19 protein-coding genes are annotated in these 26,841 nt (G+C 68.8%); 12 read left to right on the top strand and 7 right to left on the bottom strand.

Going from position 1 to position 26,841, the window contains the following annotated elements:
• Positions 1 to 29 precede the first annotated feature (29 nt).
• The 8 genes from nusG (at position 30) to FB563_RS10715 (ending at position 12,900) form a co-directional block, all read left to right on the top strand.
• Positions 30 to 902: a transcription termination/antitermination protein NusG gene (gene nusG, locus FB563_RS10755; RefSeq protein WP_055706205.1), complete on the top strand. Its 873-nt coding sequence runs from the start codon at positions 30 to 32 to the stop codon at positions 900 to 902.
• Between the two features lie 183 nt (positions 903 to 1,085).
• Positions 1,086 to 1,520, top strand: coding sequence for a 50S ribosomal protein L11 (gene rplK / locus FB563_RS10750; protein ID WP_023547415.1), 435 nt, complete (start codon positions 1,086 to 1,088; stop codon positions 1,518 to 1,520).
• Positions 1,521 to 1,621: 101 nt separating this feature from the next.
• Positions 1,622 to 2,347 (top strand): 50S ribosomal protein L1, encoded by a 726-nt coding sequence (gene rplA, locus FB563_RS10745; RefSeq protein ID WP_055706206.1) that lies wholly within the window; start codon positions 1,622 to 1,624, stop codon positions 2,345 to 2,347.
• A gap of 194 nt (positions 2,348 to 2,541) precedes the next feature.
• A complete protein-coding gene (locus FB563_RS10740) occupies positions 2,542 to 3,501 on the top strand; it encodes an SCO4651 family lipoprotein (RefSeq protein WP_055706207.1) in 960 nt (319 codons plus the stop codon).
• 309 nt (positions 3,502 to 3,810) lie between these two features.
• Positions 3,811 to 4,341 carry a 50S ribosomal protein L10 gene (gene rplJ, locus FB563_RS10735; protein WP_055706208.1) on the top strand — a complete coding sequence of 177 codons (531 nt, stop codon included), beginning with the start codon at positions 3,811 to 3,813 and terminating at the stop codon, positions 4,339 to 4,341.
• A gap of 112 nt (positions 4,342 to 4,453) precedes the next feature.
• Positions 4,454 to 4,840 (top strand): 50S ribosomal protein L7/L12, encoded by a 387-nt coding sequence (gene rplL, locus FB563_RS10730; protein WP_055706209.1) that lies wholly within the window; start codon positions 4,454 to 4,456, stop codon positions 4,838 to 4,840.
• A gap of 577 nt (positions 4,841 to 5,417) precedes the next feature.
• Positions 5,418 to 8,903, top strand: a complete 3,486-nt coding sequence (rpoB, locus tag FB563_RS10720) for a DNA-directed RNA polymerase subunit beta (RefSeq protein WP_055706210.1) — start codon at positions 5,418 to 5,420, stop codon at positions 8,901 to 8,903.
• A 97-nt stretch (positions 8,904 to 9,000) separates the two neighbouring features.
• Positions 9,001 to 12,900 carry a DNA-directed RNA polymerase subunit beta' gene (locus FB563_RS10715; protein WP_055710251.1) on the top strand — a complete coding sequence of 1,300 codons (3,900 nt, stop codon included), beginning with the start codon at positions 9,001 to 9,003 and terminating at the stop codon, positions 12,898 to 12,900.
• 77 nt (positions 12,901 to 12,977) lie between these two features.
• On the opposite strand, the gene FB563_RS10710 is transcribed toward FB563_RS10715, so the two are convergent.
• The 6 genes from FB563_RS10710 to FB563_RS10685 all read right to left on the bottom strand — a co-directional run bounded on the left by FB563_RS10710 (position 12,978) and on the right by FB563_RS10685 (position 21,489).
• Positions 12,978 to 14,231, bottom strand: coding sequence for a M48 family metalloprotease (locus FB563_RS10710; RefSeq protein ID WP_167528482.1), 1,254 nt, complete (start codon positions 14,229 to 14,231; stop codon positions 12,978 to 12,980).
• A gap of 52 nt (positions 14,232 to 14,283) precedes the next feature.
• Positions 14,284 to 14,829 (bottom strand): Pycsar system effector family protein, encoded by a 546-nt coding sequence (locus tag FB563_RS10705; RefSeq protein WP_425281729.1) that lies wholly within the window; start codon positions 14,827 to 14,829, stop codon positions 14,284 to 14,286.
• Positions 14,826 to 16,496, bottom strand: a complete 1,671-nt coding sequence (locus FB563_RS10700; protein WP_208766289.1) for a hypothetical protein — start codon at positions 16,494 to 16,496, stop codon at positions 14,826 to 14,828. Before FB563_RS10700 ends, FB563_RS10705 begins: the two co-directional genes overlap by 4 nt.
• 21 nt (positions 16,497 to 16,517) lie before the next feature.
• On the bottom strand, positions 16,518 to 18,713 hold the full coding sequence (locus tag FB563_RS10695; RefSeq protein ID WP_055706458.1) for a hypothetical protein: 2,196 nt from the start codon (positions 18,711 to 18,713) through the stop codon (positions 16,518 to 16,520).
• On the bottom strand, positions 18,710 to 19,579 hold the full coding sequence (locus FB563_RS10690; protein ID WP_055706459.1) for a hypothetical protein: 870 nt from the start codon (positions 19,577 to 19,579) through the stop codon (positions 18,710 to 18,712). The genes FB563_RS10695 and FB563_RS10690 overlap by 4 nt, the downstream gene beginning before the upstream one ends.
• Before the next feature lie 1,133 nt (positions 19,580 to 20,712).
• Positions 20,713 to 21,489: a Crp/Fnr family transcriptional regulator gene (locus FB563_RS10685; RefSeq protein WP_055706460.1), complete on the bottom strand. Its 777-nt coding sequence runs from the start codon at positions 21,487 to 21,489 to the stop codon at positions 20,713 to 20,715.
• A gap of 456 nt (positions 21,490 to 21,945) precedes the next feature.
• Here FB563_RS10685 and rpsL point away from each other — a divergent pair, with 456 nt between their 5' ends.
• The 4 genes from rpsL to tuf all read left to right on the top strand — a co-directional run bounded on the left by rpsL (position 21,946) and on the right by tuf (position 26,306).
• Positions 21,946 to 22,317 (top strand): 30S ribosomal protein S12, encoded by a 372-nt coding sequence (gene rpsL / locus FB563_RS10680; protein ID WP_003948652.1) that lies wholly within the window; start codon positions 21,946 to 21,948, stop codon positions 22,315 to 22,317.
• A gap of 2 nt (positions 22,318 to 22,319) precedes the next feature.
• Positions 22,320 to 22,790, top strand: coding sequence for a 30S ribosomal protein S7 (gene rpsG / locus FB563_RS10675; protein WP_055706461.1), 471 nt, complete (start codon positions 22,320 to 22,322; stop codon positions 22,788 to 22,790).
• A gap of 39 nt (positions 22,791 to 22,829) precedes the next feature.
• Positions 22,830 to 24,956, top strand: coding sequence for an elongation factor G (gene fusA / locus FB563_RS10670; RefSeq protein WP_055706462.1), 2,127 nt, complete (start codon positions 22,830 to 22,832; stop codon positions 24,954 to 24,956).
• Between the two features lie 156 nt (positions 24,957 to 25,112).
• Complete coding sequence (gene tuf, locus FB563_RS10665) at positions 25,113 to 26,306, top strand: elongation factor Tu (protein ID WP_055706463.1); 1,194 nt, start codon at positions 25,113 to 25,115, stop codon at positions 26,304 to 26,306.
• Positions 26,307 to 26,406: 100 nt separating this feature from the next.
• Here tuf and FB563_RS10660 read toward each other — a convergent pair whose 3' ends face one another.
• The gene (locus FB563_RS10660; RefSeq protein WP_055706464.1) at positions 26,407 to 26,727 is read right to left on the bottom strand and encodes a hypothetical protein; all 321 of its coding nucleotides are present in this window, start codon (positions 26,725 to 26,727) and stop codon (positions 26,407 to 26,409) included.
• Positions 26,728 to 26,841: the final 114 nt, after the last annotated feature.

Below are 26,841 nucleotides of genomic sequence, written 5' to 3'. Positions count from 1 at the left end.
CCCTATGTATCCAGGAAGAAGCAGCCATCGTGTCTGACCCGAACCTGAACGACGACGCCATCGAGTCGCGCGCGACCGCTGCCGAGATGGTGGACGACGAGCTCGACATCGTCGAGGGCGCGGACGAGCAGGACGAGTTCGAGGCTGCCGAGGCCGAGGCGGGGGGGCCGGCCGAAGAGGCTGCCCTGAACGTCGAGGACGAAGAGGACGAGGAAGCCGGCGAGGAGGCTGCCGCCGAGGCCGAAGAGGCCGAAGAGGCCGCCGAGGAGGAGCCGGCCGAGCCCGTCGACCCCGTCCAGGCCCTGCGCGAGGAACTGCGTTCCCTGCCCGGCGAGTGGTACGTCATCCACACCTACGCCGGTTACGAGAACCGCGTGAAGACCAACCTGGAGCAGCGCGCCGTCTCGCTGAACGTCGAGGACTACATCTTCCAGGCCGAGGTGCCGCAGGAGGAGGTCGTCCAGATCAAGAACGGCGACCGCAAGACGATCAAGCAGAACAAGCTGCCGGGTTACGTCCTGGTCCGCATGGACCTGACCAACGAGTCCTGGGGTGTCGTCCGCAACACCCCGGGTGTCACCGGCTTCGTCGGCAACGCCTACGACCCGTACCCGCTGACCCTGGACGAGATCGTCAAGATGCTCGCTCCGGAGGCCGAGGAGAAGGCCGCCCGCGAGGCCGCCGAGGCGGAGGGCAAGCCCGCCCCGCAGCGCAAGGTCGAGGTCCAGGTGCTGGACTTCGAGGTCGGCGACTCGGTCACCGTCACCGACGGCCCGTTCGCCACGCTGCAGGCGACCATCAACGAGATCAACCCCGACTCGAAGAAGGTCAAGGGCCTGGTGGAGATCTTCGGCCGCGAGACGCCGGTCGAGCTGTCCTTCGACCAGATCCAGAAGAACTGATCCAGAAGAACCAGTCCATTTCTGGACGTCGCTCTTCCGTGCAGGTCAGACGGGCCGTCTCAGGCTGTCTGACCTGCTCGGTTTTTGGCCGCGCATCTATACCCGTTATCGTTGTGCGGTATGCCTGCGTCAGGGTCGCGACCTTGCGCGGGCATGGACCCGAATGAAAGGACCCGGAGAGCCATGCCTCCCAAGAAGAAGAAGGTCACGGGGCTCATCAAGCTCCAGATCCAGGCCGGTGCCGCCAACCCGGCTCCGCCGGTCGGCCCCGCGCTGGGTCAGCACGGTGTCAACATCATGGAGTTCTGCAAGGCCTACAACGCCGCGACCGAGTCGCAGCGCGGTTGGGTCATCCCGGTGGAGATCACGGTCTACGAGGACCGCTCCTTCACCTTCGTCACCAAGACGCCGCCGGCCGCGAAGATGATCCTCAAGGCCGCGGGCATCGAGAAGGGCTCCGGCGAGCCGCACAAGACCAAGGTCGCCAAGATCACCGAGGCGCAGGTCCGCGAGATCGCCCAGACCAAGATGCCCGACCTGAACGCGAACGACCTGGACGCCGCCGCGAAGATCATCGCCGGTACCGCGCGTTCCATGGGCGTCACGGTCGAGGGCTGACCCCAACCCCCTAGCAGTCATGCGGCCGTCGCCGGTCGCACGTGGCAGGGCCTGCTCGGCCCGAGGACCACGACTCCTCAACGAACACACAGGAGCAAGTTGTGAGCAAGCGCAGCAAGGCTCTCCGCGCTGCGGACGCCAAGGTCGACCGGGAGAAGCTGTACGCCCCGCTCGAGGCCGTCCGTCTCGCCAAGGAGACCTCCACGACCAAGTTCGACGCCACCGTCGAGGTCGCCTTCCGTCTGGGTGTCGACCCGCGCAAGGCCGACCAGATGGTCCGTGGCACCGTGAACCTTCCGCACGGCACCGGTAAGACCGCCCGGGTCCTGGTCTTCGCGACCGGCGACCGTGCCGAGGCCGCGCGTGCCGCGGGCGCCGACATCGTCGGTGCCGACGAGCTGATCGACGAGGTTTCGAAGGGCCGTCTGGACTTCGACGCCGTCGTCGCCACCCCGGACCTCATGGGCAAGGTCGGCCGCCTGGGCCGCGTCCTCGGCCCGCGTGGTCTGATGCCGAACCCGAAGACCGGCACCGTCACCCCCGACGTCGCCAAGGCCGTCACCGACATCAAGGGCGGCAAGATCGAGTTCCGCGTCGACAAGCACTCGAACCTGCACTTCATCATCGGCAAGGCGTCCTTCGACGACGCCAAGCTGGTGGAGAACTACGGCGCCGCGCTGGAGGAGATCCTCCGTCTGAAGCCGTCCGCCGCCAAGGGTCGCTACCTCAAGAAGGCCGCCATCACCACCACGATGGGCCCCGGCATCCCGGTCGACCCGAACCGCACCCGCAACCTCCTCGTCGAGGAGGACCCGGCCGCCGTCTGAGCCGTCCGCTCACCCCGGTAGCCGCGTCAGGTACGCGTGAGAGAGGGCGGGCCCTGCAACCTTTGAGGTGCGGGGCCCGTCCTTTCTTCGTACGAGCTTTCTTGTACGCGGCTGTGCAGGAGCTTCCGTACGGCTGTCAGTGGCCCGGGCTACGGTGCAGGGCACAACGACTCGCAACAGGGGTGGGACGAGACATGAAGAGCACGACCGTGCGCCGGGTGACCCTTTCCATGGCGGTGGCCGCCGCGCTGACCTCCGTGGCGGCATGCGGCTCCTCCTCCGGCTCGGGCAAGGGGGACAAGGCGGCCGGCGGCGGCACGATCCACGTCAGCCCCATCGCCGCCGTGCTGCGCAGCGCCGAGCAGTCCACCGACAAGGCGGACTCGGCCAAGGTGCGCTCCACGATGTCCCTCGGCAACGTGATGTCGGCGACCGGGACCGGCGCCCTCACATGGGCCCACGGTCTCCAGGGCAACATGACCCTCACATACACCGGCGGCCAGATGGCCGAGATGATGCGCGCGGCCGGCACGTCGACGACTCAGGCCCGTTATCTGCCGGACGCGTACTACGCGCACATGAGCGACACCTTCGCCCGGAAGGCGGGCGGCAAGCACTGGCTCAGGTACGCGTACGCCGATCTCGCCCAGTACGGCGGCGCCTCCGGTTCGTACATGAAGGACCAGCTCCAGAACGCCACGCCGACCCAGACGGTGAAGCTGCTGCTGGCCTCCCACGACGTGAAGAAGGTCGGCCAGGAGACCGTCTCCGGCGTCCGTACGACGCACTACTCGGGCACGGTGAACGTCGCCGACTTCGCCGGCAGGAGCAGCAACCTCGGCGCGGACCAGCTGGCCGCCCTGAAGAAGCAGCTCGACCAGGCGGGCGTCACCACCGAAACCGTCGACATCTGGATCAACGACCAGAACCTGCCGGTGAAGAAGACCGAGCGGGCGGACACGGCCAGGGGCGCCCTGAACAGCACCGCCTACTACAGCGACTACGGCGTGCCGGTCTCCGCCGAGGCCCCGCCGGCCAGTGACACCAAGGACTTCAAGGACCTGCTGAAGTCCCTCGGCACCCCCGGCTCGGGGAACACGTCGAGCGGCTCGGCCACCGGCGTTCCCGGGGCCGGCACCGGCATCAGCTCCTGACTCCGCCACGGGACCCGGGCGCCGTGGAGCCCGATTTGCTCGACGGCGCCCGGGTCCCGTACTCTCTTCCAGAAGCCAAAGACCGCTGGTCGTTGCCGTGCGCTCGTACGAGGGTGCGGTGGCCGAAGGATCCGCTGAAAAGTGGGCGACCCGCGCAGGTGACAGTGGAAGAACTCCCGGAGTGCGCGCGCCGAGCGTGTGTGCGACCGGTCGAGTCCGCCCCGTGCGCCTGCGCCGGGGCGTTTCGTTTTACCCAGTCCTCCTTCGGGTCCGCGCGGTCCGAATCACCCGGAAGGAGGCCGAGGCTCTATGGCGAGGCCCGACAAGGCTGCCGCGGTTGCGGAGCTGACGGACAAGTTCCGCAGCTCCAACGCCGCCGTGCTGACCGAGTACCGCGGTCTCACCGTGGCGCAGCTCAAGACGCTGCGCCGGTCGCTCGGTGAGAACGCCCAGTACGCCGTGGTGAAGAACACGCTGACCAAGATTGCGGCCAAGGAGGCCGGGATCACGCTGGAGGACCAGCTCTTCGCTGGCCCGACGGCCGTCGCCTTCGTCACCGGTGACCCGGTGGAGTCGGCGAAGGGTCTGCGTGACTTCGCCAAGGACAACCCCAATCTCGTCATCAAGGGCGGTGTCCTGGAGGGCAAGGCCCTCTCCGCCGACGAGATCAAGAAGCTTGCGGACCTCGAGTCCCGCGAGGTTCTGCTCAGCAAGCTGGCGGGTGCCATGAAGGGCAAGCAGTCCCAGGCTGCCGCGCTCTTCCAGGCGCTCCCGTCGAAGCTCGTCCGCACCGTGGACGCGCTTCGCGCCAAGCAGGCCGAGCAGGGCGGTGCCGAGTAATTCGGCTCGCTTTCTGACCCGGGCCGACGGCACGGGTCGCAGCGGGCCGACGTACGCCCGCCACATCCAGTACATCCGGCACCTGCCGATTTGAGTGGAAGGATCGCCCATCATGGCGAAGCTCAGCCAGGAAGACCTGCTCGCGCAGTTCGAGGAGATGACCCTCATCGAGCTCTCCGAGTTCGTGAAGGCCTTCGAGGAGAAGTTCGACGTCACCGCTGCCGCCCCGGTCGCCGTGGCCGCCGCCGGCGCCCCGGGTGCCCCGGCCGCCGAGGCCGTCGAGGAGAAGGACGAGTTCGACGTCATCCTCACCGGCGCCGGCGACAAGAAGATCCAGGTCATCAAGGTCGTGCGTGAGCTGACCTCGCTGGGTCTGAAGGAGGCCAAGGACCTCGTCGACGGCACCCCGAAGCCGGTCCTCGAGAAGGTCAACAAGGAAGCCGCCGACAAGGCCGCCGAGGCCCTCAAGGGCGCCGGCGCCTCCGTCGAGGTCAAGTAAGACCTTCGCGACCGCGCAAGCGGCCTCCTAGGGCTACGGGCGTGAAAATGGCCTCCTAGGGCTGTAACGCGAACGCACCGAAGGGCGATCATCCATCCGGGTGGTCGCCCTTCGGCGTTCCCCGGTGTCCGGAGTGGGCTGCCTTGCACCTGTGTTCGTGAGGGGTAAGGTGATCTTCGTCGTGTCTCCGGATGCCCGGTTCCCGCAAGGGAGCCCTTGACGAACCGCACGCAGCGCGCAATTCTCAGGACGCGTCGTCACAAGGATCCGAATCCGAGGCATGGATCGACGGCGAAGAGGGCAGTATCAACGTGCGTTGAGGGCAGCATGCCGAGGGCGTTGACAAGAGTGGTGAGCACAGCGAGGGTCTCGACAAACCCGCACTGGACATCAGTGTGCCAAGTGGCTACACTGACCCTTTGCGCTGCCTGTTAGCTGTCCCCTGCCCGTCACCAGGGGTCTGCCCTCACTCGAGCACTGACGACAAAAGCCACCTTGACCTGGGGTTTCTGTCTCTGTGTACGGGAGAGGGGCCGGCACGCGCGTAGTGAGTCCGAGCCCTCGGAAGGACCCCCTCTTGGCCGCCTCGCGCAATGCCTCGACCGCGAATATGAACAACGGCGCCAGCACCGCCCCGCTGCGCATCTCCTTTGCAAAGATCAAGGAGCCTCTCGAGGTTCCGAACCTGCTCGCGCTGCAGACCGAGAGCTTCGACTGGCTGCTCGGCAACACCGCCTGGCAGAGTCGGGTCGAGGAGGCTCTGGAGAACGGTCAGGACGTCCCCACCAAGTCCGGTCTGGAGGAGATCTTCGAGGAGATCTCCCCGATCGAGGACTTCTCCGGGTCGATGTCCCTGACGTTCCGGGACCACCGCTTCGAGCCGCCGAAGAACTCCATCGACGAGTGCAAGGAGCGCGACTTCACGTACGCCGCCCCGCTCTTCGTCACCGCGGAGTTCACCAACAACGAGACCGGTGAGATCAAGTCCCAGACTGTCTTCATGGGCGACTTCCCGCTCATGACGAACAAGGGCACCTTCGTCATCAACGGCACCGAGCGTGTCGTGGTGTCCCAGCTGGTCCGTTCCCCCGGTGTCTACTTCGACTCCACCATCGACAAGACGTCCGACAAGGACATCTTCTCCGCCAAGATCATCCCGTCCCGGGGCGCCTGGCTGGAGATGGAGATCGACAAGCGCGACATGGTCGGTGTCCGCATCGACCGCAAGCGCAAGCAGTCGGTCACCGTGCTGCTGAAGGCGCTCGGCTGGACGACCGAGCAGATCCTCGAGGAGTTCGGCGAGTACGAGTCCATGCGCGCCACCCTGGAGAAGGACCACACCCAGGGCCAGGACGACGCGCTGCTCGACATCTACCGCAAGCTGCGCCCGGGCGAGCCCCCCACGCGTGAGGCCGCGCAGACGCTGCTGGAGAACCTGCACTTCAACCCGAAGCGCTACGACCTCGCCAAGGTCGGCCGCTACAAGGTCAACAAGAAGCTCGGTGCGGACGAGCCGCTGGACGCCGGCGTGCTCACCACCGACGACATCATCGCCACCATCAAGTACCTGGTGAAGCTGCACGCCGGCGAGACCGAGACGGTGGCCGAGTCCGGCCGCACGATCATGGTCGAGACCGACGACATCGACCACTTCGGCAACCGCCGAATCCGCAGCGTCGGTGAGCTGATCCAGAACCAGGTCCGTACGGGTCTCGCCCGTATGGAGCGTGTCGTGCGCGAGCGCATGACCACGCAGGACGTCGAGGCGATCACGCCGCAGACCCTGATCAACATCCGCCCGGTCGTGGCGTCGATCAAGGAGTTCTTCGGCACCTCGCAGCTGTCCCAGTTCATGGACCAGAACAACCCGCTGTCGGGGCTGACGCACAAGCGTCGTCTGAACGCCCTCGGCCCGGGTGGTCTCTCCCGTGAGCGGGCCGGCTTCGAGGTCCGTGACGTGCACCCCTCGCACTACGGCCGCATGTGCCCGATCGAGACGCCGGAAGGCCCGAACATCGGTCTGATCGGCTCGCTCGCCTCCTACGGCCGCGTCAACGCGTTCGGTTTCATCGAGACGCCGTACCGCAAGGTCGTCGACGGCCAGGTCACCGACGAGGTCGACTACCTGACCGCCGACGAGGAGGACCGCTTCGTCATCGCGCAGGCCAACGCGCCGCTGAACGACGAGATGCGGTTCGCCGAGGCCCGCGTGCTGGTCCGCCGCCGTGGCGGCGAGGTCGACTACGTCGGCCCCGAGGACGTGGACTACATGGACGTCTCGCCGCGCCAGATGGTGTCGGTCGCGACCGCCATGATCCCCTTCCTCGAGCACGACGACGCCAACCGTGCCCTCATGGGCGCGAACATGATGCGTCAGGCCGTGCCGCTGATTAAGTCCGAGGCCCCGCTCGTCGGCACCGGCATGGAGTACCGCTCCGCGGTCGACGCCGGCGACGTGGTCAAGGCCGAGAAGGACGGTGTGGTCCAGGAGGTCTCCGCGGACTACATCACCACCGCCAACGACGACGGCACGTACATCACGTACCGCCTGGCCAAGTTCTCCCGGTCCAACCAGGGCACCTCGGTCAACCAGAAGGTCATCGTCAACGAGGGCGACCGCGTCATCACCGGCCAGGTGCTGGCCGACGGCCCGGCCACCCAGAACGGCGAGATGGCCCTCGGCAAGAACCTGCTCGTGGCGTTCATGCCGTGGGAGGGTCACAACTACGAGGACGCGATCATCCTGTCGCAGCGCCTCGTGCAGGACGACGTCCTCTCCTCGATCCACATCGAGGAGCACGAGGTCGACGCCCGTGACACCAAGCTCGGCCCCGAGGAGATCACCCGGGACATCCCGAACGTCTCCGAGGAGGTCCTCGCCGACCTCGACGAGCGCGGCATCATCCGCATCGGTGCCGAGGTCATCGCCGGTGACATCCTCGTCGGCAAGGTGACCCCGAAGGGTGAGACGGAGCTGACCCCGGAGGAGCGCCTGCTGCGCGCGATCTTCGGTGAGAAGGCCCGTGAGGTCCGTGACACCTCGCTGAAGGTGCCGCACGGCGAGACCGGCAAGGTCATCGGCGTGCGCGTCTTCGACCGCGAGGAGGGCGACGAGCTGCCGCCGGGCGTGAACCAGCTGGTCCGCGTCTACGTCGCGCAGAAGCGCAAGATCACCGACGGTGACAAGCTCGCCGGCCGGCACGGCAACAAGGGTGTCATCTCCAAGATCCTGCCCATCGAGGACATGCCGTTCCTCGAGGACGGAACTCCGGTCGACATCATCCTCAACCCGCTGGGTGTGCCGTCCCGAATGAACCCGGGACAGGTCCTGGAGATCCACCTCGGCTGGCTCGCCAGCCGCGGCTGGGACGTCTCCGGCCTCGCGGACGAGTGGGCCCAGCGCCTGCAGGCCATCGGCGCCGACCAGGTCGCCCCGCGCACCAACGTCGCGACCCCGGTCTTCGACGGTGCCCGCGAGGACGAGCTGGCGGGTCTGCTGCAGCACACCATCCCGAACCGCGACGGCGAGCGCATGGTGCTCCCGTCCGGCAAGGCCCGGCTGTTCGACGGCCGTAGCGGTGAGCCGTTCCCGGACCCGATCTCGGTCGGCTACATGTACATCCTGAAGCTGCACCACCTGGTCGACGACAAGCTGCACGCCCGCTCGACCGGTCCGTACTCGATGATCACCCAGCAGCCGCTGGGTGGTAAGGCGCAGTTCGGTGGCCAGCGGTTCGGTGAGATGGAGGTGTGGGCACTCGAGGCCTACGGCGCCGCGTACGCCCTCCAGGAGCTGCTGACCATCAAGTCCGACGACGTCACCGGCCGCGTGAAGGTCTACGAGGCCATCGTCAAGGGCGAGAACATCCCCGAGCCCGGCATCCCCGAGTCCTTCAAGGTGCTCATCAAGGAGATGCAGTCGCTCTGCCTGAACGTGGAGGTGCTGTCCAGCGACGGTATGTCCATCGAGATGCGTGACACCGACGAGGACGTCTTCCGCGCTGCGGAGGAGCTCGGCATCGACCTGTCCCGGCGCGAGCCGAGCAGCGTCGAAGAGGTCTGACGGGAGTCCGGCGGGGCCCCCACCCACGGGGCCCCGCCGACCCCCAGGCCCCCGTTTCAGACCAAAGACTTTCGACCCTGAGAGGGATTGACGCATAGTGCTCGACGTCAACTTCTTCGACGAGCTCCGGATCGGCCTGGCCACCGCTGACGACATCCGTCAGTGGAGCCACGGCGAGGTCAAGAAGCCCGAGACCATCAACTACCGCACCCTGAAGCCCGAAAAGGACGGACTCTTCTGCGAGAAGATCTTCGGTCCGACCCGGGACTGGGAGTGCTACTGCGGCAAGTACAAGCGCGTCCGCTTCAAGGGCATCATCTGCGAGCGCTGTGGCGTCGAGGTCACGCGCGCCAAGGTGCGCCGTGAGCGGATGGGCCACATCGAGCTGGCCGCGCCCGTCACGCACATCTGGTACTTCAAGGGTGTTCCGTCGCGCCTCGGCTACCTGCTGGACCTGGCGCCGAAGGACCTCGAGAAGGTCATCTACTTCGCCGCGTACATGATCACGTACGTCGACGAGGAGCGCCGTACCCGCGACCTGCCCTCCCTGGAGGCGCACGTCTCGGTCGAGCGCCAGCAGATCGAGAACCGCCGGGACGCCGACCTGGAGGCCCGCGCCAAGAAGCTCGAGTCCGACCTGGCCGAGCTGGAGGCCGAGGGCGCCAAGGCCGACGTGCGCCGCAAGGTGCGCGAGGGTGCCGAGCGCGAGATGAAGCAGCTGCGCGACCGCGCGCAGCGCGAGATCGACCGCCTCGACGAGGTGTGGAACCGGTTCAAGAACCTCAAGGTCCAGGACCTGGAGGGCGACGAGCTGCTCTACCGCGAGCTGCGTGACCGCTTCGGCACGTACTTCGACGGCTCGATGGGTGCCGCGGCGCTGCAGAAGCGTCTGGAGTCCTTCGACCTCGAGGAGGAGGCCGAGAAGCTCCGCGAGATCATCCGCACCGGCAAGGGCCAGAAGAAGACCCGTGCCCTCAAGCGGCTCAAGGTCGTCTCCGCGTTCCTGCAGACGTCCAACAGCCCCAAGGGCATGGTCCTGGACTGCGTCCCGGTCATCCCGCCGGACCTGCGTCCGATGGTGCAGCTGGACGGTGGCCGCTTCGCGACCTCCGACCTGAACGACCTGTACCGCCGTGTCATCAACCGCAACAACCGTCTGAAGAGGCTCCTGGACCTCGGTGCCCCGGAGATCATCGTCAACAACGAGAAGCGCATGCTTCAGGAGGCTGTTGACGCCCTCTTCGACAACGGCCGTCGCGGCCGCCCGGTGACCGGCCCCGGCAACCGCCCGCTGAAGTCCCTCAGCGACATGCTGAAGGGCAAGCAGGGCCGCTTCCGTCAGAACCTGCTCGGTAAGCGTGTCGACTACTCGGCGCGTTCCGTGATCGTCGTCGGTCCGCAGCTCAAGCTGCACCAGTGCGGTCTGCCGAAGGCGATGGCGCTGGAGCTGTTCAAGCCGTTCGTGATGAAGCGCCTGGTCGACCTGAACCACGCGCAGAACATCAAGAGCGCCAAGCGCATGGTGGAGCGCGGCCGCACGGTCGTGTACGACGTCCTCGAAGAGGTCATCGCCGAGCACCCGGTCCTGCTGAACCGTGCTCCCACCCTGCACCGCCTCGGCATCCAGGCCTTCGAGCCGCAGCTGGTCGAGGGCAAGGCCATCCAGATCCACCCGCTCGTCTGCACCGCGTTCAACGCGGACTTCGACGGTGACCAGATGGCCGTGCACCTGCCGCTGTCCGCGGAGGCGCAGGCCGAGGCCCGCATCCTGATGCTGTCCTCGAACAACATCCTCAAGCCGGCCGACGGCCGTCCGGTGACGATGCCGACCCAGGACATGGTCCTCGGTCTGTTCTTCCTCACCACCGACGGCGAGATGCGTGACGTCAAGGGCGAGGGCCGCTCGTTCGCGTCCGTGGCCGAGGCGATCATGGCGTTCGACGCCGGCGAGCTGTCGCTGCAGTCGCGCGTGGACATCCGCTTCCCGGTGGGCACCATCCCGCCGCGCGGCTGGACCCCGCCGGCGCGCGAGGAGGGCGAGCCGGAGTGGCAGCAGGGTGACAGCTTCCGGCTGAACACCACGCTGGGCCGTGCGCTCTTCAACGAGCTGCTGCCCGAGGACTACCCGTTCGTCGACTACGAGGTCGGCAAGAAGCAGCTCTCCGAGATCGTCAACGACCTCGCCGAGCGCTACCCGAAGGTCATCGTGGCGGCGACGCTCGACAACCTGAAGGCGGCCGGCTTCTACTGGGCGACCCGTTCCGGCGTCACCGTGGCCATCTCCGACGTCGTCGTGCCCGAGGCGAAGAAGGAGATCGTCCGCGGCTACGAGGCGCAGGACGAGAAGGTCCAGAAGCAGTACGAGCGCGGTCTGATCACCAAGGACGAGCGCACGCAGGAGCTCATCGCGATCTGGACCAAGGCGACCAACGAGGTCGCCGAGGCGATGAACGAGAACTTCCCGAAGACCAACCCGATCTTCATGATGGTGAACTCGGGTGCACGAGGCAACATGATGCAGATGCGTCAGATTGCCGGTATGCGTGGTCTGGTGTCGAACGCGAAGAACGAGACGATCCCGCGTCCGATCAAGGCGTCGTTCCGTGAGGGTCTGTCCGTGCTGGAGTACTTCATCTCCACGCACGGTGCCCGTAAGGGTCTGGCGGACACCGCCCTGCGTACCGCCGACTCGGGTTACCTCACCCGTCGTCTGGTCGACGTCTCCCAGGACGTCATCATCCGCGAGGAGGACTGCGGCACCGAGCGTGGCCTCAAGCTCCACATCGCGGAGCGCGGTGCGGACGGCGTGCTGCGCAAGGCGGGCAACGTCGAGACGTCCGTGTACGCGCGCTGCCTCGCCGAGGACATCGTCGTCGACGGCAAGGTGCTGGCCCCGGCCGGTACCGACCTCGGTGACGTGCTCATCGACGAGCTGGTCAAGCACGGCGTCGAGGAGGTCAAGACCCGCTCGGTCCTGACCTGCGAGTCCGCCGTCGGCACCTGCGCGATGTGCTACGGCCGTTCGCTGGCCACCGGCAAGCTGGTCGACATCGGTGAGGCGGTCGGCATCATCGCCGCCCAGTCCATCGGTGAGCCCGGCACCCAGCTGACGATGCGTACCTTCCACACCGGTGGTGTGGCCGGTGACGACATCACCCAGGGTCTGCCGCGTGTCGTCGAGCTCTTCGAGGCCCGTACCCCGAAGGGTGTCGCCCCGATCTCCGAGGCCTCCGGCCGCGTGCGGATCGAGGAGACCGAGAAGACCAAGAAGATCGTCGTCACCCCGGACGACGGCAGCGACGAGACGGCGTACCCGATCTCGAAGCGTGCCAAGGTCCTGGTCAGCGAGGGCGAGCACGTCGAGGTGGGCCAGCAGCTCACCGTGGGTGCCACCAACCCGCACGACGTGCTGCGCATCCTGGGCCAGCGTGCCGTCCAGGTCCACCTGGTCGGCGAGGTCCAGAAGGTCTACAACTCGCAGGGTGTGTCGATCCACGACAAGCACATCGAGATCATCATCCGGCAGATGCTCCGCCGTGTGACGATCATCGAGTCCGGCGACGCCGAGCTGCTGCCCGGCGAGCTGGTCGAGCGCTCGAAGTTCGAGACCGAGAACCGTCGTGTGGTCCAGGAGGGCGGTCACCCGGCCTCGGGTCGTCCGCAGCTGATGGGTATCACCAAGGCCTCGCTGGCGACGGAGTCCTGGCTGTCGGCCGCCTCCTTCCAGGAGACGACCCGAGTCCTGACGGACGCGGCGATCAACGCCAAGTCCGACAGCCTCATCGGCCTCAAGGAGAACGTCATCATCGGTAAGCTCATCCCGGCCGGTACGGGCCTGTCCCGCTACCGCAACATCCGGGTCGAGCCGACCGAGGAGGCCAAGGCCGCGATGTACTCGGCCGTCGGCTACGACGACATCGACTACTCGCCGTTCGGCACCGGCTCCGGCCAGGCCGTTCCGCTGGAGGACTACGACTACGGTCCGTACAACCAGTAATCGAGCAGCATGAAGGGCGGTCACCCCTCGGGGTGGCCGCCCTTCGGCGTGTTCACCGGCCGTGCGGCCGGCCGCTGCTACTGCCCCTGCGGCCGCAGATACGGCTGCAGGTGGTGCAGCCGGGTGTAGTGGTCCGGATGGGACGACAGCAGCCGGGCCAGTGCGCTCTCCTCGACGGGACGCCCGCCGTTCTGAGCGGCCTGCTGGGCCTGCTGCCACTGCTCCTGCTGGTGCAGCTTGTCGAGTACGGCCGCCAGCATGGGGGCGAAGCCGAGCCCGGCGGCGTGCTCGTCGGCCCGCAGCTCGGCACGGCGGCCCACGGCGGCCAGCGCGTACGGTACGGCCAGGATCAGCAGCGGCAAACCGAAGAAGCTGGTGATCGTGGCCAGGGCGATCCCGCCGGCGAACAGCACCAGAAAGCCGACGCCGAAGCAGCCGAAGGCACGCGACACCTTGAACATGAAGCCGAAGGACGCCTTCAGCACCCGCCAGGCCACCCGGCCGGGCAGGGCGTACCAGTAGCCGAGCAGCGAGGACCAGGCGTGGCCGCCGACGTGGTGGCCCAGCTCGTGCGCCATGACGGCGGCCAGTTCGCCGTTGGGCAGCCCGTTCATGGCGAAGCGGGTGACGCCGACGATGTGTCCGGCGGCCGCGACCGCGTTCAGGGCGTCGCTGTCCTCCACCCACAGCTCGTAGTTACGGCCCTCGATGCCGGCGCGGGCCGTGACCTCCCGCCAGACCGGTTCGAGTTTGGCGCGTTCTTGTGGAGTGGGGTAGCGCAGACGGAGCACATGGCGCGCGAGGGCGCTTTCTGTGGGCCGGTGGAACACGAGTGCGCCGCTGGCGAGCCAGGCGAGTATGACGACGATGCCCAGGCCGCCGAAGAACAGCGAGACCAGGGCGACGACGAAGAGGCTGCACAGGAAGTTGGGCACGTGCAGCAGGAGGTTCCCCACGGCCGTGGCGTCCGTCCGCCGCTGCTCGGCGGAGAGGAAGACCCGCCCCCGGTCGGTGTCGATGTGGTGCGGGTGCTGGGCGGGGGCCGGGGGCAGGGGCTCCGGCGCAGGCGCCGCCGGGTACTGCGGCGGTATGGGCGCTGCCTGCGGGTACGCGGGTGCCGCTTGTGGGTACTGCGGTGCCGTCTGGGGATCCTGTGGTGCCGTCTGGGGATACTGCGGAGCTGTGTGGGGATACGCGGCAGCGGTGGCCTGCTGGGAAGGGGTGGACTGCGGGTAGGGCGGTGCCGTGTGCGGGTACGGCGGGGCCGGCTCGGGGTGTGGGCGGGCGGGTGGCTCGGGGCGGTCCTGGGGCCTGGGCTGTGGCTGGGTCATGGCGGTCGTTCGTTCCTTCACGTGCGGGTGGGGACGGCTGCGGACGGGCGGATCAGCCGATCAGCAGGGATGCGGGCAGCAGGACCGTGCCGGCGCAGAAGGCGCAGAGCCCGGTGCGGATCCACTGGTGCTTGCGTGCGGCGATCCGGCTGTTCTCGGTCAGGGCACGGGCCAGCCCGGCCATGGGGTGCTGCTCGGTGTCGGCGAGAGCGGTGTCCAACCGGCCCTGTCGGACGGCCTGTTGGATGTCACCGAAGTACGACAGCGGTTCCCCGGGCGTCCACGTGCCCAGCTGGTAGCGGGGCAGTACGGCGAGCAGCAGGGCGAACAGCGAGAGCAGGAGCGACAGAGCCCCGGCCCACCACACGGCGGTGCCGGCCGCGGACAGGGCGGACGGGGTCCACTTCCGCCCTGCGACCAGACCGCTGAACACACCGGCGGTCATCCCGAGCGCGGCGACCAGGACGGAGGCCTTGTTGTCGGCGTGGGCGATCTCGCTGCGTGTCTCCGCGAGCAGCCGCTCGCACAGCCGCGCGGCAGCGGCGGGGACGTCCGGGGCGTCCGGTGCGCCGGGGGGAGCCGGGTCCGTGGCCGTCACGGAGCGCTCCCGTCGCCGTCCTCGTCGCCGGGCGCGACCGGCGCCTCGGCGTCGCCCGGGTCCGCCGTGGCGCGCGGATCCGGCACCGTCGGTGTCGTGCCGTACCCGGGAGGCGGCTGCCAGGCCGGGGGCGGCGGGGCGTAGGCGGGCTGGGGTGGCGGGGGCGGAACGGCGGGGGTGCCGTACGGCCCCGGCATTCCCGGCGGCGGCGGGAAGGGGGCCGGGGCCGTGGCCGGCGGACCGAAAGGCGCTGCCGAAGCTGCTGCCGGCGGCGCCGGTGGGCTGAAGGGGCCCGCTTGGGCTGTCGTGGGGGCCGGTGGGCTGAAGGGACCCGCCGGAGCTGCCGTGGGCGCCGGTGGAGTCGTCGGTGCCGGAGATGGCGGAGATGGCGGAGACGGCGGAGGACTGGAGGGCCGCCCCTCGGGGGCCGGCGGCGGTGGTGTTCCCTCCGGCGCCTCCGGCTGCGGGGCCGGCGCCGGCTGTGCTGGTGGGCCGTAGCCGGATCCGTCGGGCAGCGGTGGGCCGTAGCCGGTGCCCCCCGGCAGCAGGGGCGGGTTCTGCGGGACTCCCGGGAGGCGCTGGTTGAGGATGTCGCTGACCGTGCGCAGGGCCAGTTGCTTGGGTCCCTCCAGCTCGTAGCTCTCGGCCGTGTCGCCGCTCAGCAGCTGCTTCACCAGGTCCATCTGGGCCTGGATCATGCGCAGTTGGTCCTCGCGCATGCTGGACATCACCAGGTGCGAGTCCTCGGGGTGCTGGGCGAGATGGAGCGCCCAGGCGTGCACCCCGCCCTGCTGCAGGTGGTACTGGTAGAACGCGATCTTCTGGGCCTCGATCTGCTGCAACTCGATGTGCTGGCGCCCCTGTTGGAGGGCTAGCTCGTGCTGCTGCCCGCCGGCGAGCATGGCCTGCTCGTGCTGCCGGCGCTGCTGCTGCAGGAGCAGCTCGTGCTGCTGTGCGCCGTACGCGAGGGCCCGCTCGATCTGCAGGGAGTCCTGCCGGCGCAGCCTGCGGTCCACCTCGACGTCGACCTCCATGCCCCGCTGGGCGGCGTGGACCTGCTCGGTGGCGGAGTGGTCGATGGCCCGCAGCCGCTGCTGGTGCTCGATGTCGGCCTGGTCGCGCTTGAGCCGCAGGGTCCAGGTGACCTGGAGTCCCGCGGTCGCCCCCAGCGGCCCCAGCACGGTCACCGCCTCCAGCAGCTTCCGCTCGGCCGACGCGCTGTCCGCGACCGGGAAGCCCCGGGTCACCGGCCGGGCGGCCTGCTGGAGTTCGCCGAGCACCAGGGCGGGCACGTCCCGGTGGCCGCTCGCCACGAACCGGGCCGGATCCAGCACCTGCCAGGACAGGTCGACCTCGGCGGTGAACTCGAAGGCGTCGTTGTCGCTCGGCAGCGCGAGGGTCGAGGTATGTGGGTGGACCCCCATGTCCACCTCGTAGACGGCTGAATAGCGCCTGGCCGTGATCTCGGCGCGGGTCGGCCGCTGCGGCGGCAGATAGGCCTCGTAGGAACCCTTGGGGGTGGAGAAGACGAGTGCGTGGTCGATACGGACCAGGGAGCGGAAGTTGAACTCGAAGCGGGACAGCTGCCGCACGGTGAGCACCGGGTCGACCAGCTGGGTGTGCCGGTCGGCGGGCTGCTGCCACTCGGGTTGCCGGAAGGAGGGCATGGCGTGTCGTCCAGGGGTAGGTCAGTGGGTGGGAAGCGTGGCCAGCAGCCGGGCCGCGACCGGCGGCGGGGGAGCGCCGTCCTCGCCTCGCATGGTGCGCAGCAGATGGCTCAGGCGTTGGCACTCCGCTCGGGTGGTGCCGAGAGTGGGCAGCAAGGCGGCCAGGGCCCACTCGGCGGTCGGTGACCGATCGGCGATGAGCACCCAGGTGCGCAGCGCTTCGAGTGCGACGACCGTCGATTCCTTGTCGGACAGCACGGCACGCCACAGGAACGGGATCTCGCGGGCAGCCGTCCCGCCTTCGGCCGACGCCCGGGCGTACCAGGCGAGGATCAGCGGGGTGCCGTACGGCTCGTCGTCCTCGGTGTGCCCGCAGGCCCGTACGAAGCCACCGAGTGTCAGGTCACGCACGGCGTAGTCGTCGTTGAGATGGGCGCACAACTCGGTCAGGACCTGATCGGCGGCGGAGGAGAGCAGCAGCAGCTCCACGGCCTCGGTCAGCTCGCGCGCCATCTCGTGGTCGAGGCTGTCCGGATGGCCCTCGCCCTCGTAGTACAGACGGCGCCCAGCGCTGCGGAGCGCGGCCAGGGCCTGTTCCGGACGCTCGGGCCCGATCAGCGCATACGCCCGTACGGCCGCCCAGCGCAGCTGCCGGTCGTCGCCCTGGCACCAGGCGTCGAGGATGCGCGGGACGTTGGGCATGCCGGCGAGGTGAGCGAGGGTGAGGGCGTTGACGGCCGCGAGTCGCTGACGGAACGTCTTGGAGGTCGCCCATGGTTCGATGACCAGCGCCATCGCCGACGGCAGGTCGGTGTGGGCCAGGACGGAGACGGCGGACGCGGCCCGGGTGCGCACCAGTGGGCGGCCGTCGTCGGCGAGCCGGCGCAGCCAGCGGATCAGTGCGGGCCGGGCAGAGGGGTGGCCGGTCCACACCTCGCGCAGCAGCACGGTCCAGGTCCGTTCGTCGCGGAACCTGGCCTTCTGCTGGGTGACCGGCCCCCACTGGGTGCGCTCGTCGTCCACGTACATCTCCGCGCGGGCGAGCTGCAGCCGCTTGCCGACATGGGTGCCGAAGACGGGGACCTCGGGGACGCGCGCGGGGTCCTGGGTCTCCTGCAGGAAGCGGTAGAGCAGATCACTCAGCTCCGCGGTGAGCGCATACGAACCGCCGTCGAAGGCGGCGAGTGCGATGAGAAACGCCTTGTCACGCAGGTGGAGATGGCTCTCGTCCTCTTCGAACCACTCCTGAACCTGGTTCTCCAGCGACACCAGGGAGAACCGGCCGACCGCGTCCTCGTTGGCCTCTCCGGTCGCGTATCGGGCGAGCAGCCTGGCGAACGCGGCAGCTTCGCGCGGCTGGTGGCTGCGCCCGAGGAAGTCCGCCACCTGCGGCAGTGCGAGCAGTTTCCGGGCCGTCTCCTCATCGGTGCGGGCGCGCAGCTGGGCGGTCAGGACGTCGGCGGCGGCCGGCGGACGCCACTCCTCGGCGGTGACGTCGTCCAGGGCCGCGTTCGGGTCGAGCGTGACGACGAGATAGGCGTCCCGTTCGGCGAGCCGGTCGCGGGCGGCCAGCAGATGGGTCCAGCGCAGGGGCTCGTCCCGGCGGGGGGCCAGGTCGCACAAGACGTGACCGCGCGCCTGCTGCTCGCCGCCGAACTGTTCGGCGAGGCCGCTCGCGCCGGTGTCGCGGACCAGAGTGCGCACGGGCAGGGCGCCGAGGCGGTGCAGCAGCATCAGGGCGGCCGTGCGCCGGCCGGTGAAGCGCCCGCCCGACAGCACCAGAACGCGCTCATCGCGCAGCCGGGCCAGCAGCCGGCACATCAGCTGCTCGTCGGCCGCGAAACCGCGCTCCAGCTCCTCCAGGGTGGCCTGCGGTACCTCTCCGGAGGCCAGGACCGGAGCGGGCGCCGCGAGCTGGTAGACCTCCGTCCTGCCGCCCAGGAAGACGTCGCCGGTGAAGTGGCCGCCGCTGATGCCGCCGTGCTGGTCGCCGCCGAGCAGACCGCCGCTGAAGCGGGCGCGGGCGCCGACGTTCATGGTGCGGGGGCTGTGGTCGACCAGGTCGCGCCGTGCCGACCAGGCGGTCTGTGGCTGGTCCCGCTCCTCGGACTCGCCCGGGTCCGCGCCGCCTTCGGCCGGTCTGGGCTCGTCCGCGGCCGGCTCGGCCCCCGCCGCGGCCGCCGGGTGGGGCGGGGCCTGCGCCTCGGGTGTGCTCACGCGCCCTCACCCCGCCCGCGCCCGCGGTCCTTGCCGGGTTCGCCGAGGACGACGTCGCCGGTGAAGTGGCCGCCGCTGATGCCGCCGAACTGGCTGCCGCCGATCAGCCCGCCGGTGAAGCTGCCGCCGTGGACGTTGATGACCGGGCCCGGCGCCGGGGCTCCCCCCGATCCGGCCGGCGCCGGGCCGTCTCCGGCGGGGGCGGCGGGTGTGCGCGGTGCCGAGCGGTCCCCCGAACCGCCCGGCACCTCCCCCTCCCCCGTGTCACGGTGGTCCTCGTGCCGGTCCTGGCCGGCGGGCAGCGGCCCGTGCAGCCAGGCCTTCAGCGGGCCGTTCTTGCTGCCCACCGTCACCGGGCGGAACTCGGCCGCGGGAATGCCGGGGTGGTCGTGGCGCACCACGCCCGCGTACAGGGCGTCCGAGACGCACAGCGCGAAGTCGTCGGACCGCTCGCGCAGGGCGTCGCGCAGCAGACCGGCGTCGAGCAGGCGGCAGGCGTGGTTGAGATCGGAGCCGACCCAGCCGTCGAGTTCGTCCACGGCGACATAGCCGGTGGCGACGACACCGCGCAGCCGGATCTGGGCGGAGCGGGACGCCATGCGGTTGACGGCGTGCAGCTCGGCGGGAACCTCCTTGAGCAGGACCCGCAGCAGCGTCGTGACCGAAGCGTTCGCATCGATGAGTGCCAGGACCGCGTCCCCGCGGTCGGCGCGCAACCGCTGGGTCTCGTCGATGCCGGCGCGTTCCAGGGTGCGGTCGGTGATGTCGTAGAGCATGCGCCGCAGATAGGCCTGCTCCACGTCGTCCCGGTCGCTGAACCTCTCGATGTCCAGCAGCAGGATCGTACGGCTCACGGGGTCGGTCATCGTCGCCTCTCGGAGGGTTCGCCGTGCAGGGCAGCAGAGTGGCTGCGCTTCGGCGGCGGCCGTGAGGGCGGATGACGCAGTCGAAGTGTGACCGTGTGCACAGAGTGACCCCGGGGGCCGAGGTCACCGTTCGAGTGGCCGTGATGGCCGGCGTCACTCTTCGGGACGGGGGGTAGCAGTGATGGCCGGCGCCGCTGCACGGACGGCCCTGGTGACTGCCGGCTGCGGTCCTTCCCCGGGGCGGCCCCGGTGCCCGCGAGCGGCCGGCGCCGCGCCTGTCACCCATCTGGCGGCCGGTGACTGTGTGACCGTCGCCCCTGCGGCAGTCAGCGGTGTCGCCCCTGCAGACCTGGTGGGCGCGGGCACCGTCCCGCGGTTGTCACCCTCTCGAGGCCGCCCCGACGAACGCTGTCGCCCTCCCGCCGGCCCGGGTGACTGCGGTCACGGTCCTGCGGTGGTCACCCTCCCAGCGCCCCGATGACCTTTGTCACCTCCGGCGACACCGATGCCGGCTCCCGCCGGCCCTGGCGCCGGCCGTCCCTTTGTGCGGTCTCGGTGCCGGCCGTCATCCTCTCCGGCCCCGATGCCAGCAGGCCTTCCACGCCCCGACGCCCCTCGTCACCTGGTCCTGGTGCGAGCCGTTCCCACTGCGCGGTCTCGGTGCCGGTCGTCACCTTTTACGGTTCTGGTGCCGGCCGTCCCGCTGTGCGGTCTCGGTGCCTGCCAGCGCCTTCTACGGTCCTGGTGCCGGCCGTCATCCTCTCCGGCCCCGATGCCAGCAGGCCTTCCACGCCCCGACGCCCCTCGTCACCTGGTCCTGGTGCGAGCCGTTCCCACTGCGCGGTCTCGGTGCCGGTCGTCACCTTTTACGGTTCTGGTGCCGGCCGTCCCGCTGTGCGGTCTCGGTGCCTGCCAGCGCCTTCTACGGTCCTGGTGCCGGCCGTTCCCCCGTATGGCCTCGATGCCCGCCGTCATCCTCTCCGGCCCCGATGCCAGCAGGCCTTCCACGCCCCGGCGCCCCTCGTCACCTGGTCCTGGCGCCGGCCGTTCCCCCGTACGGCCTCGAGGCCCGCCCGCATCCTCTGCGGCCCCGATGCCGGCCGTCCCCCCACGCCCCCGGCGCCCTCGCCCCGTCACTCCCCGTCCGGCGGCCCCGGCGGAGACGGGATCCACGGGGTGCCCGGGGTGGAGGCGGAGGTTGCGGCAGCTATTCGGCGCAGAACGTCGGGGCGGTGGATGAGCAGGGCCCGGCGGCCCGTGGTGACCGCGTGTTTGTCGCGCAGCTCCTTCAGCAGGCGCTGGACCATCTCGCGTGAGGCCCCCACCGAGCCCGCCAGCTCCTGTTTGCTCAGGGGGACGGAGACCTCGATGCCCTCCTCGGTGCGGCGGCCGTGCGTGCGGGCCAGGTCCAGCAGCAGGACGGCGAGCCGCTCGCGCACGTTCATGGAGGCGAACTCCAGCCGGCGCCGGTCGGCCGCGCGGGTGCGGTCGGCGGTGAGGCCCAGCAGGGCGAAGGAGGCGGCGGGGGAGCGGCGCAGGAAGTCCCGGAACCGCTCGTGCTCCACGGCCAGCGAGCGCACCGGCTCCAGCGCGGTCACGGTGGCCGAGCGCGGCCGCCCGGTCAGCGCCGCCGACTCGCCGACGATGTCACCGGGGCCGCGCAGCGCGAGCAGCGCCTCATAGCCGTTGGCGGCCGCCGCGGTCACCTTGGTCCAGCCCTGCACGAGAAAGAGCACGTGGGAGGACGGCTCGTGCTGGTGGATCAGCACCGTGCGGGCGGTGAAGGCCAGCTCCCGGCCGAGGGCGAGCAGCACCTCCCGGTCCTCGGTTTCCAGCCGGGCGAGGAAGGGCACCCGGTCGTCCAGACCGCCGTCGTCCCGTGCAGACGCGGTCGTCCACGTGCTCGCCATGCCGGCCCCCCGAATTGTTCACCCGCAGCGGACGGATCAACGTACTGAAAGCGCAACGGGCATATCCCCGGCAAGAGCGGAAACCGGCCAGGCGCGGCCGAAGGGCGCTTTCCGGCCCTCCGACCAGGTGTGACGCCCTTCCGCGGCGGCCCCACGCCGGGCACTGGACAACTGGGACCAAACCTGGCCGACGAGGTGGGACGACCGGCGTGTCGGTGCTCGCTCCATTTGTTTTGACCGAAGTCCGTGAGGTAGGTACGCTCAGACCTTGTGCCTGGGGTGTGCCCTGGCTCTCGTGCGTGCCTTCAGACCGCACGGCGAGCCCTGAGCGGCCACCGTAATCTGTGCTCTTTTCGCCTAGCGGCGGGAGTCCGCCGGATTCGACACACCCGACCGCGTGGGTCGGCGACGTTCCAGGTTAGCTGTACCCATCGGCACACAGAAACCGGAGAAGTAGTGCCTACGATCCAGCAGCTGGTCCGCAAGGGCCGGCAGGACAAGGTCGAGAAGAACAAGACGCCCGCACTCGAGGGTTCCCCTCAGCGTCGTGGCGTCTGCACGCGTGTGTTCACGACCACCCCGAAGAAGCCGAACTCGGCCCTCCGCAAGGTCGCGCGTGTGCGTCTGACCAGCGGCATCGAGGTCACCGCTTACATTCCGGGTGAGGGACACAACCTGCAGGAGCACTCCATCGTGCTCGTGCGCGGCGGCCGTGTGAAGGACCTGCCGGGTGTTCGCTACAAGATCATCCGCGGCTCGCTCGACACCCAGGGTGTCAAGAACCGCAAGCAGGCTCGCAGCCGTTACGGCGCCAAGAAGGAGAAGTAAGAATGCCTCGTAAGGGCCCCGCCCCGAAGCGCCCGGTCATCATCGACCCGGTCTACGGTTCTCCTCTGGTGACCTCCCTGATCAACAAGGTGCTGCTGAACGGCAAGCGCTCCACCGCCGAGCGCATCGTCTACGGCGCCATGGAGGGCCTGCGCGAGAAGACCGGCAACGACCCGGTCGTCACGCTCAAGCGCGCTCTCGAGAACATCAAGCCGACCCTCGAGGTCAAGTCCCGCCGTGTCGGTGGCGCCACCTACCAGGTCCCGGTCGAGGTCAAGCCCGGCCGTGCCAACACGCTGGCGCTGCGCTGGCTGGTCGGTTACTCCCGCGCCCGTCGCGAGAAGACCATGACCGAGCGTCTCCTCAACGAGCTTCTCGACGCCTCCAACGGCCTCGGTGCGGCCGTGAAGAAGCGCGAGGACACGCACAAGATGGCCGAGTCCAACAAGGCCTTCGCGCACTACCGCTGGTAGTCGCTACCCACATCGAGACCGAGAGAAGACTGAAGCCTTATGGCTACCACTTCACTTGACCTGGCCAAGGTCCGCAACATTGGGATCATGGCCCACATCGACGCGGGCAAGACGACCACCACCGAGCGGATCCTGTTCTACACCGGTGTGTCGTACAAGATCGGTGAGGTCCACGACGGCGCTGCCACCATGGACTGGATGGAGCAGGAGCAGGAGCGTGGCATCACGATCACCTCTGCTGCCACCACCTGCCACTGGCCGCTGGAGAACGTCGACCACACCATCAACATCATCGACACCCCGGGTCACGTCGACTTCACCGTCGAGGTGGAGCGCTCCCTGCGCGTGCTCGACGGTGCCGTGACGGTGTTCGACGGCGTCGCCGGCGTCGAGCCCCAGTCCGAGACGGTGTGGCGTCAGGCGGACCGCTACGGCGTTCCGCGTATCTGCTTCGTCAACAAGCTCGACCGGACCGGTGCCGAGTTCCACCGCTGCGTCGACATGATCTCTGACCGCCTGGGCGCTCAGCCGATCGTGATGCAGCTGCCGATCGGTGCCGAGGCCGACTTCAAGGGCGTCGTGGACCTGGTCCGCATGAAGGCGCTCGTGTGGTCCGCCGAGGCGACCAAGGGCGAGATGTACGACGTCGTCGACATCCCGGCCACGCACACCGAGGCGGCCGAGGAGTGGCGCGGCAAGCTGGTCGAGGCCGTCGCCGAGAACGACGAAGAGATCATGGAGCTGTACCTGGAGGGCGAGGAGCCTTCCGAGGAGCAGCTGTACGCCGCGATCCGTCGTATCACCATCGCGTCCGGCAAGGGCAAGGGCACCACGGTCACCCCGGTGTTCTGCGGCACCGCGTTCAAGAACAAGGGCGTCCAGCCCCTGCTCGACGCGGTCGTGCGCTACCTGCCTTCCCCGGTTGACATCGAGGCCATCGAGGGCCACGCGGTCAACAACCCGGAGGAGGTCGTCAAGCGCAAGCCCTCCGACGACGAGCCGCTGTCCGCGCTGGCGTTCAAGATCATGAGCGACCCGCACCTCGGCAAGCTCACCTTCGTCCGGGTCTACTCGGGCCGCCTGGAGTCCGGCACCTCGGTGCTGAACTCCGTCAAGGGCAAGAAGGAGCGCATCGGCAAGATCTACCGCATGCACGCGAACAAGCGTGAGGAGATCGACTCGGTGGGCGCCGGCGACATCGTCGCCGTCATGGGCCTGAAGCAGACCACCACCGGTGAGACGCTGTCCGACGACAAGAACCCGGTCATCCTGGAGTCCATGGACTTCCCGGCGCCGGTCATCCAGGTCGCCATCGAGCCCAAGTCGAAGGGCGACCAGGAGAAGCTCGGCGTCGCGATCCAGCGCCTGGCCGAGGAGGACCCGTCCTTCCAGGTCCACTCGGACGAGGAGACCGGCCAGACCATCATCGGTGGTATGGGCGAGCTGCACCTCGAGGTGCTGGTCGACCGTATGCGCCGTGAGTTCAAGGTCGAGGCCAACGTCGGCAAGCCGCAGGTGGCGTACCGCGAGACGATCCGCAAGGCCGTCGAGCGCGTCGACTACACCCACAAGAAGCAGACCGGTGGTACCGGTCAGTTCGCGAAGGTGCAGATCGGCATCGAGCCGCTCGAGGGTGGCGACACCTCGTACGAGTTCGTGAACAAGGTGACCGGTGGCCGCATCCCGAAGGAGTACATCCCTTCGGTGGACGCCGGTGCGCAGGAGGCCATGCAGTTCGGCATCCTCGCCGGTTACGAGATGACCGGTGTCCGCGTGATCCTGCACGACGGTGCCTACCACGAGGTCGACTCCTCCGAGCTCGCCTTCAAGATCGCCGGTTCGCAGGCCTTCAAGGAGGCCGCGCGCAAGGCCAGCCCCGTGCTGCTCGAGCCGATGATGGCCGTCGAGGTCACCACGCCCGAGGACTACATGGGTGAGGTCATCGGCGACATCAACTCCCGCCGTGGCCAGATCCAGGCCATGGAGGAGCGGGCCGGTGCCCGCGTCGTGAAGGGCCTCGTGCCCCTTTCGGAGATGTTCGGTTACGTCGGCGACCTGCGCAGCAAGACGTCCGGCCGCGCCAGCTACTCCATGCAGTTCGACTCCTACGCCGAGGTTCCGCGGAACGTCGCCGAGGAGATCATCGCGAAGGCCAAGGGCGAGTAACGCACCGCGTTCACACGCCGTAGGCTTGACTCCGGAGCCTCAAGGGGCAAACAGCCGTAAACCCGGATGTTTGCCCCCGGTTCCGGGCCTTTACAGCAAAGATCACCTGGCGCCGATGAAGTAAGGCGTACAGAACCACTCCACAGGAGGACCCCAGTGGCGAAGGCGAAGTTCGAGCGGACTAAGCCGCACGTCAACATCGGCACCATCGGTCACATCGACCACGGTAAGACGACCCTCACGGCCGCCATTACCAAGGTGCTGCACGACGCGTACCCGGACCTGAACGAGGCCACCCCGTTCGACAACATCGACAAGGCGCCCGAGGAGCGCCAGCGCGGTATCACCATCTCCATCGCGCACGTCGAGTACCAGACCGAGGCGCGTCACTACGCCCACGTCGACTGCCCGGGTCACGCGGACTACATCAAGAACATGATCACCGGTGCCGCCCAGATGGACGGCGCGATCCTGGTGGTCGCCGCGACCGACGGCCCGATGCCGCAGACCAAGGAGCACGTGCTCCTGGCCCGCCAGGTCGGCGTTCCGTACATCGTCGTCGCCCTGAACAAGGCCGACATGGTGGACGACGAGGAGATCCTGGAGCTCGTCGAGCTCGAGGTCCGTGAGCTCCTCTCCGAGTACGAGTTCCCCGGCGACGACGTCCCGGTCGTCAAGGTCTCCGCTCTCAAGGCCCTCGAGGGCGAGAAGGAGTGGGTGGACTCCGTCCTCAACCTGATGAACGCCGTCGACGAGTCGATCCCGCAGCCGGAGCGCGACGTCGACAAGCCGTTCCTCATGCCGATCGAGGACGTCTTCACGATCACCGGTCGCGGTACGGTCGTCACCGGCCGTATCGAGCGTGGTGTCCTGAAGGTCAACGAGACCGTCGACATCATCGGCATCAAGACCGAGAAGACCACCACCACGGTCACCGGTATCGAGATGTTCCGCAAGCTGCTCGACGAGGGCCAGGCCGGTGAGAACGTCGGTCTGCTGCTCCGCGGCATCAAGCGCGAGGACGTCGAGCGCGGCCAGGTCATCATCAAGCCGGGCTCGGTCACCCCGCACACGGAGTTCGAGGCCCAGGCCTACATCCTGTCCAAGGACGAGGGTGGCCGCCACACGCCGTTCTTCAACAACTACCGCCCGCAGTTCTACTTCCGTACGACGGACGTGACCGGCGTGGTGACCCTCCCCGAGGGCACCGAGATGGTCATGCCGGGTGACAACACCGAGATGACGGTGCAGCTCATCCAGCCCGTCGCCATGGAAGAGGGCCTGAAGTTCGCCATCCGCGAGGGTGGCCGCACCGTGGGCGCCGGCCAGGTCACCAAGATCGTCAAGTAAGTTCCGCTTGCTTGAGGGTCATCCGACCTGAAGGTCTCTGACCTGGGAGAGGCCCGTACGACTCCGGTCGTACGGGCCTCTTCGCTTTCCCGGCGGCCGGTCACTGCATGTTCCGCACCGGCGGATGGCCGTACGAGGCCTCGCACACGTACACCTGGAGGCCGCAGCCCCGGCGGATGGAGATCTGCGTGTCGCGCGCGGGGCCGTCACAGTGGTGGCCCGTGTATTCGGCGTGCTCCACCGGCCGCCGGCTGCCGCTGACGACATCGGCGGACCGGCGCCGGTGCAGCTCGACCACCGGTACGTACCCGTCCTCGGGATGGTCGAAGGCGCACCACAGCGCCTGCAGCAGATCGGTGCCGTCGGGCCGGGGCAGTGCGGGCACATCGGCGCGTATCCGGGCGACCGGCACCAGCGGCACCGACCCGGCCAGGGTTCTCCGGTGCGCCTTGGCCCCACGGTCGACGAGCGCATGATCCTCGTCGGTCAGCAGCTCGGCGCCCTCGGCACGCGGCCGCGCCCAGGCCTCCCGCAG

Origin of the sequence: Streptomyces puniciscabiei, from assembly GCF_006715785.1 — a bacterium.
GTDB classification, from domain to species: Bacteria; Actinomycetota; Actinomycetes; order Streptomycetales; family Streptomycetaceae; genus Streptomyces; species Streptomyces puniciscabiei.
Note: the sequence above shows the minus strand (reverse complement) of the source record. Positions and strands in the feature narration are given on the sequence as shown.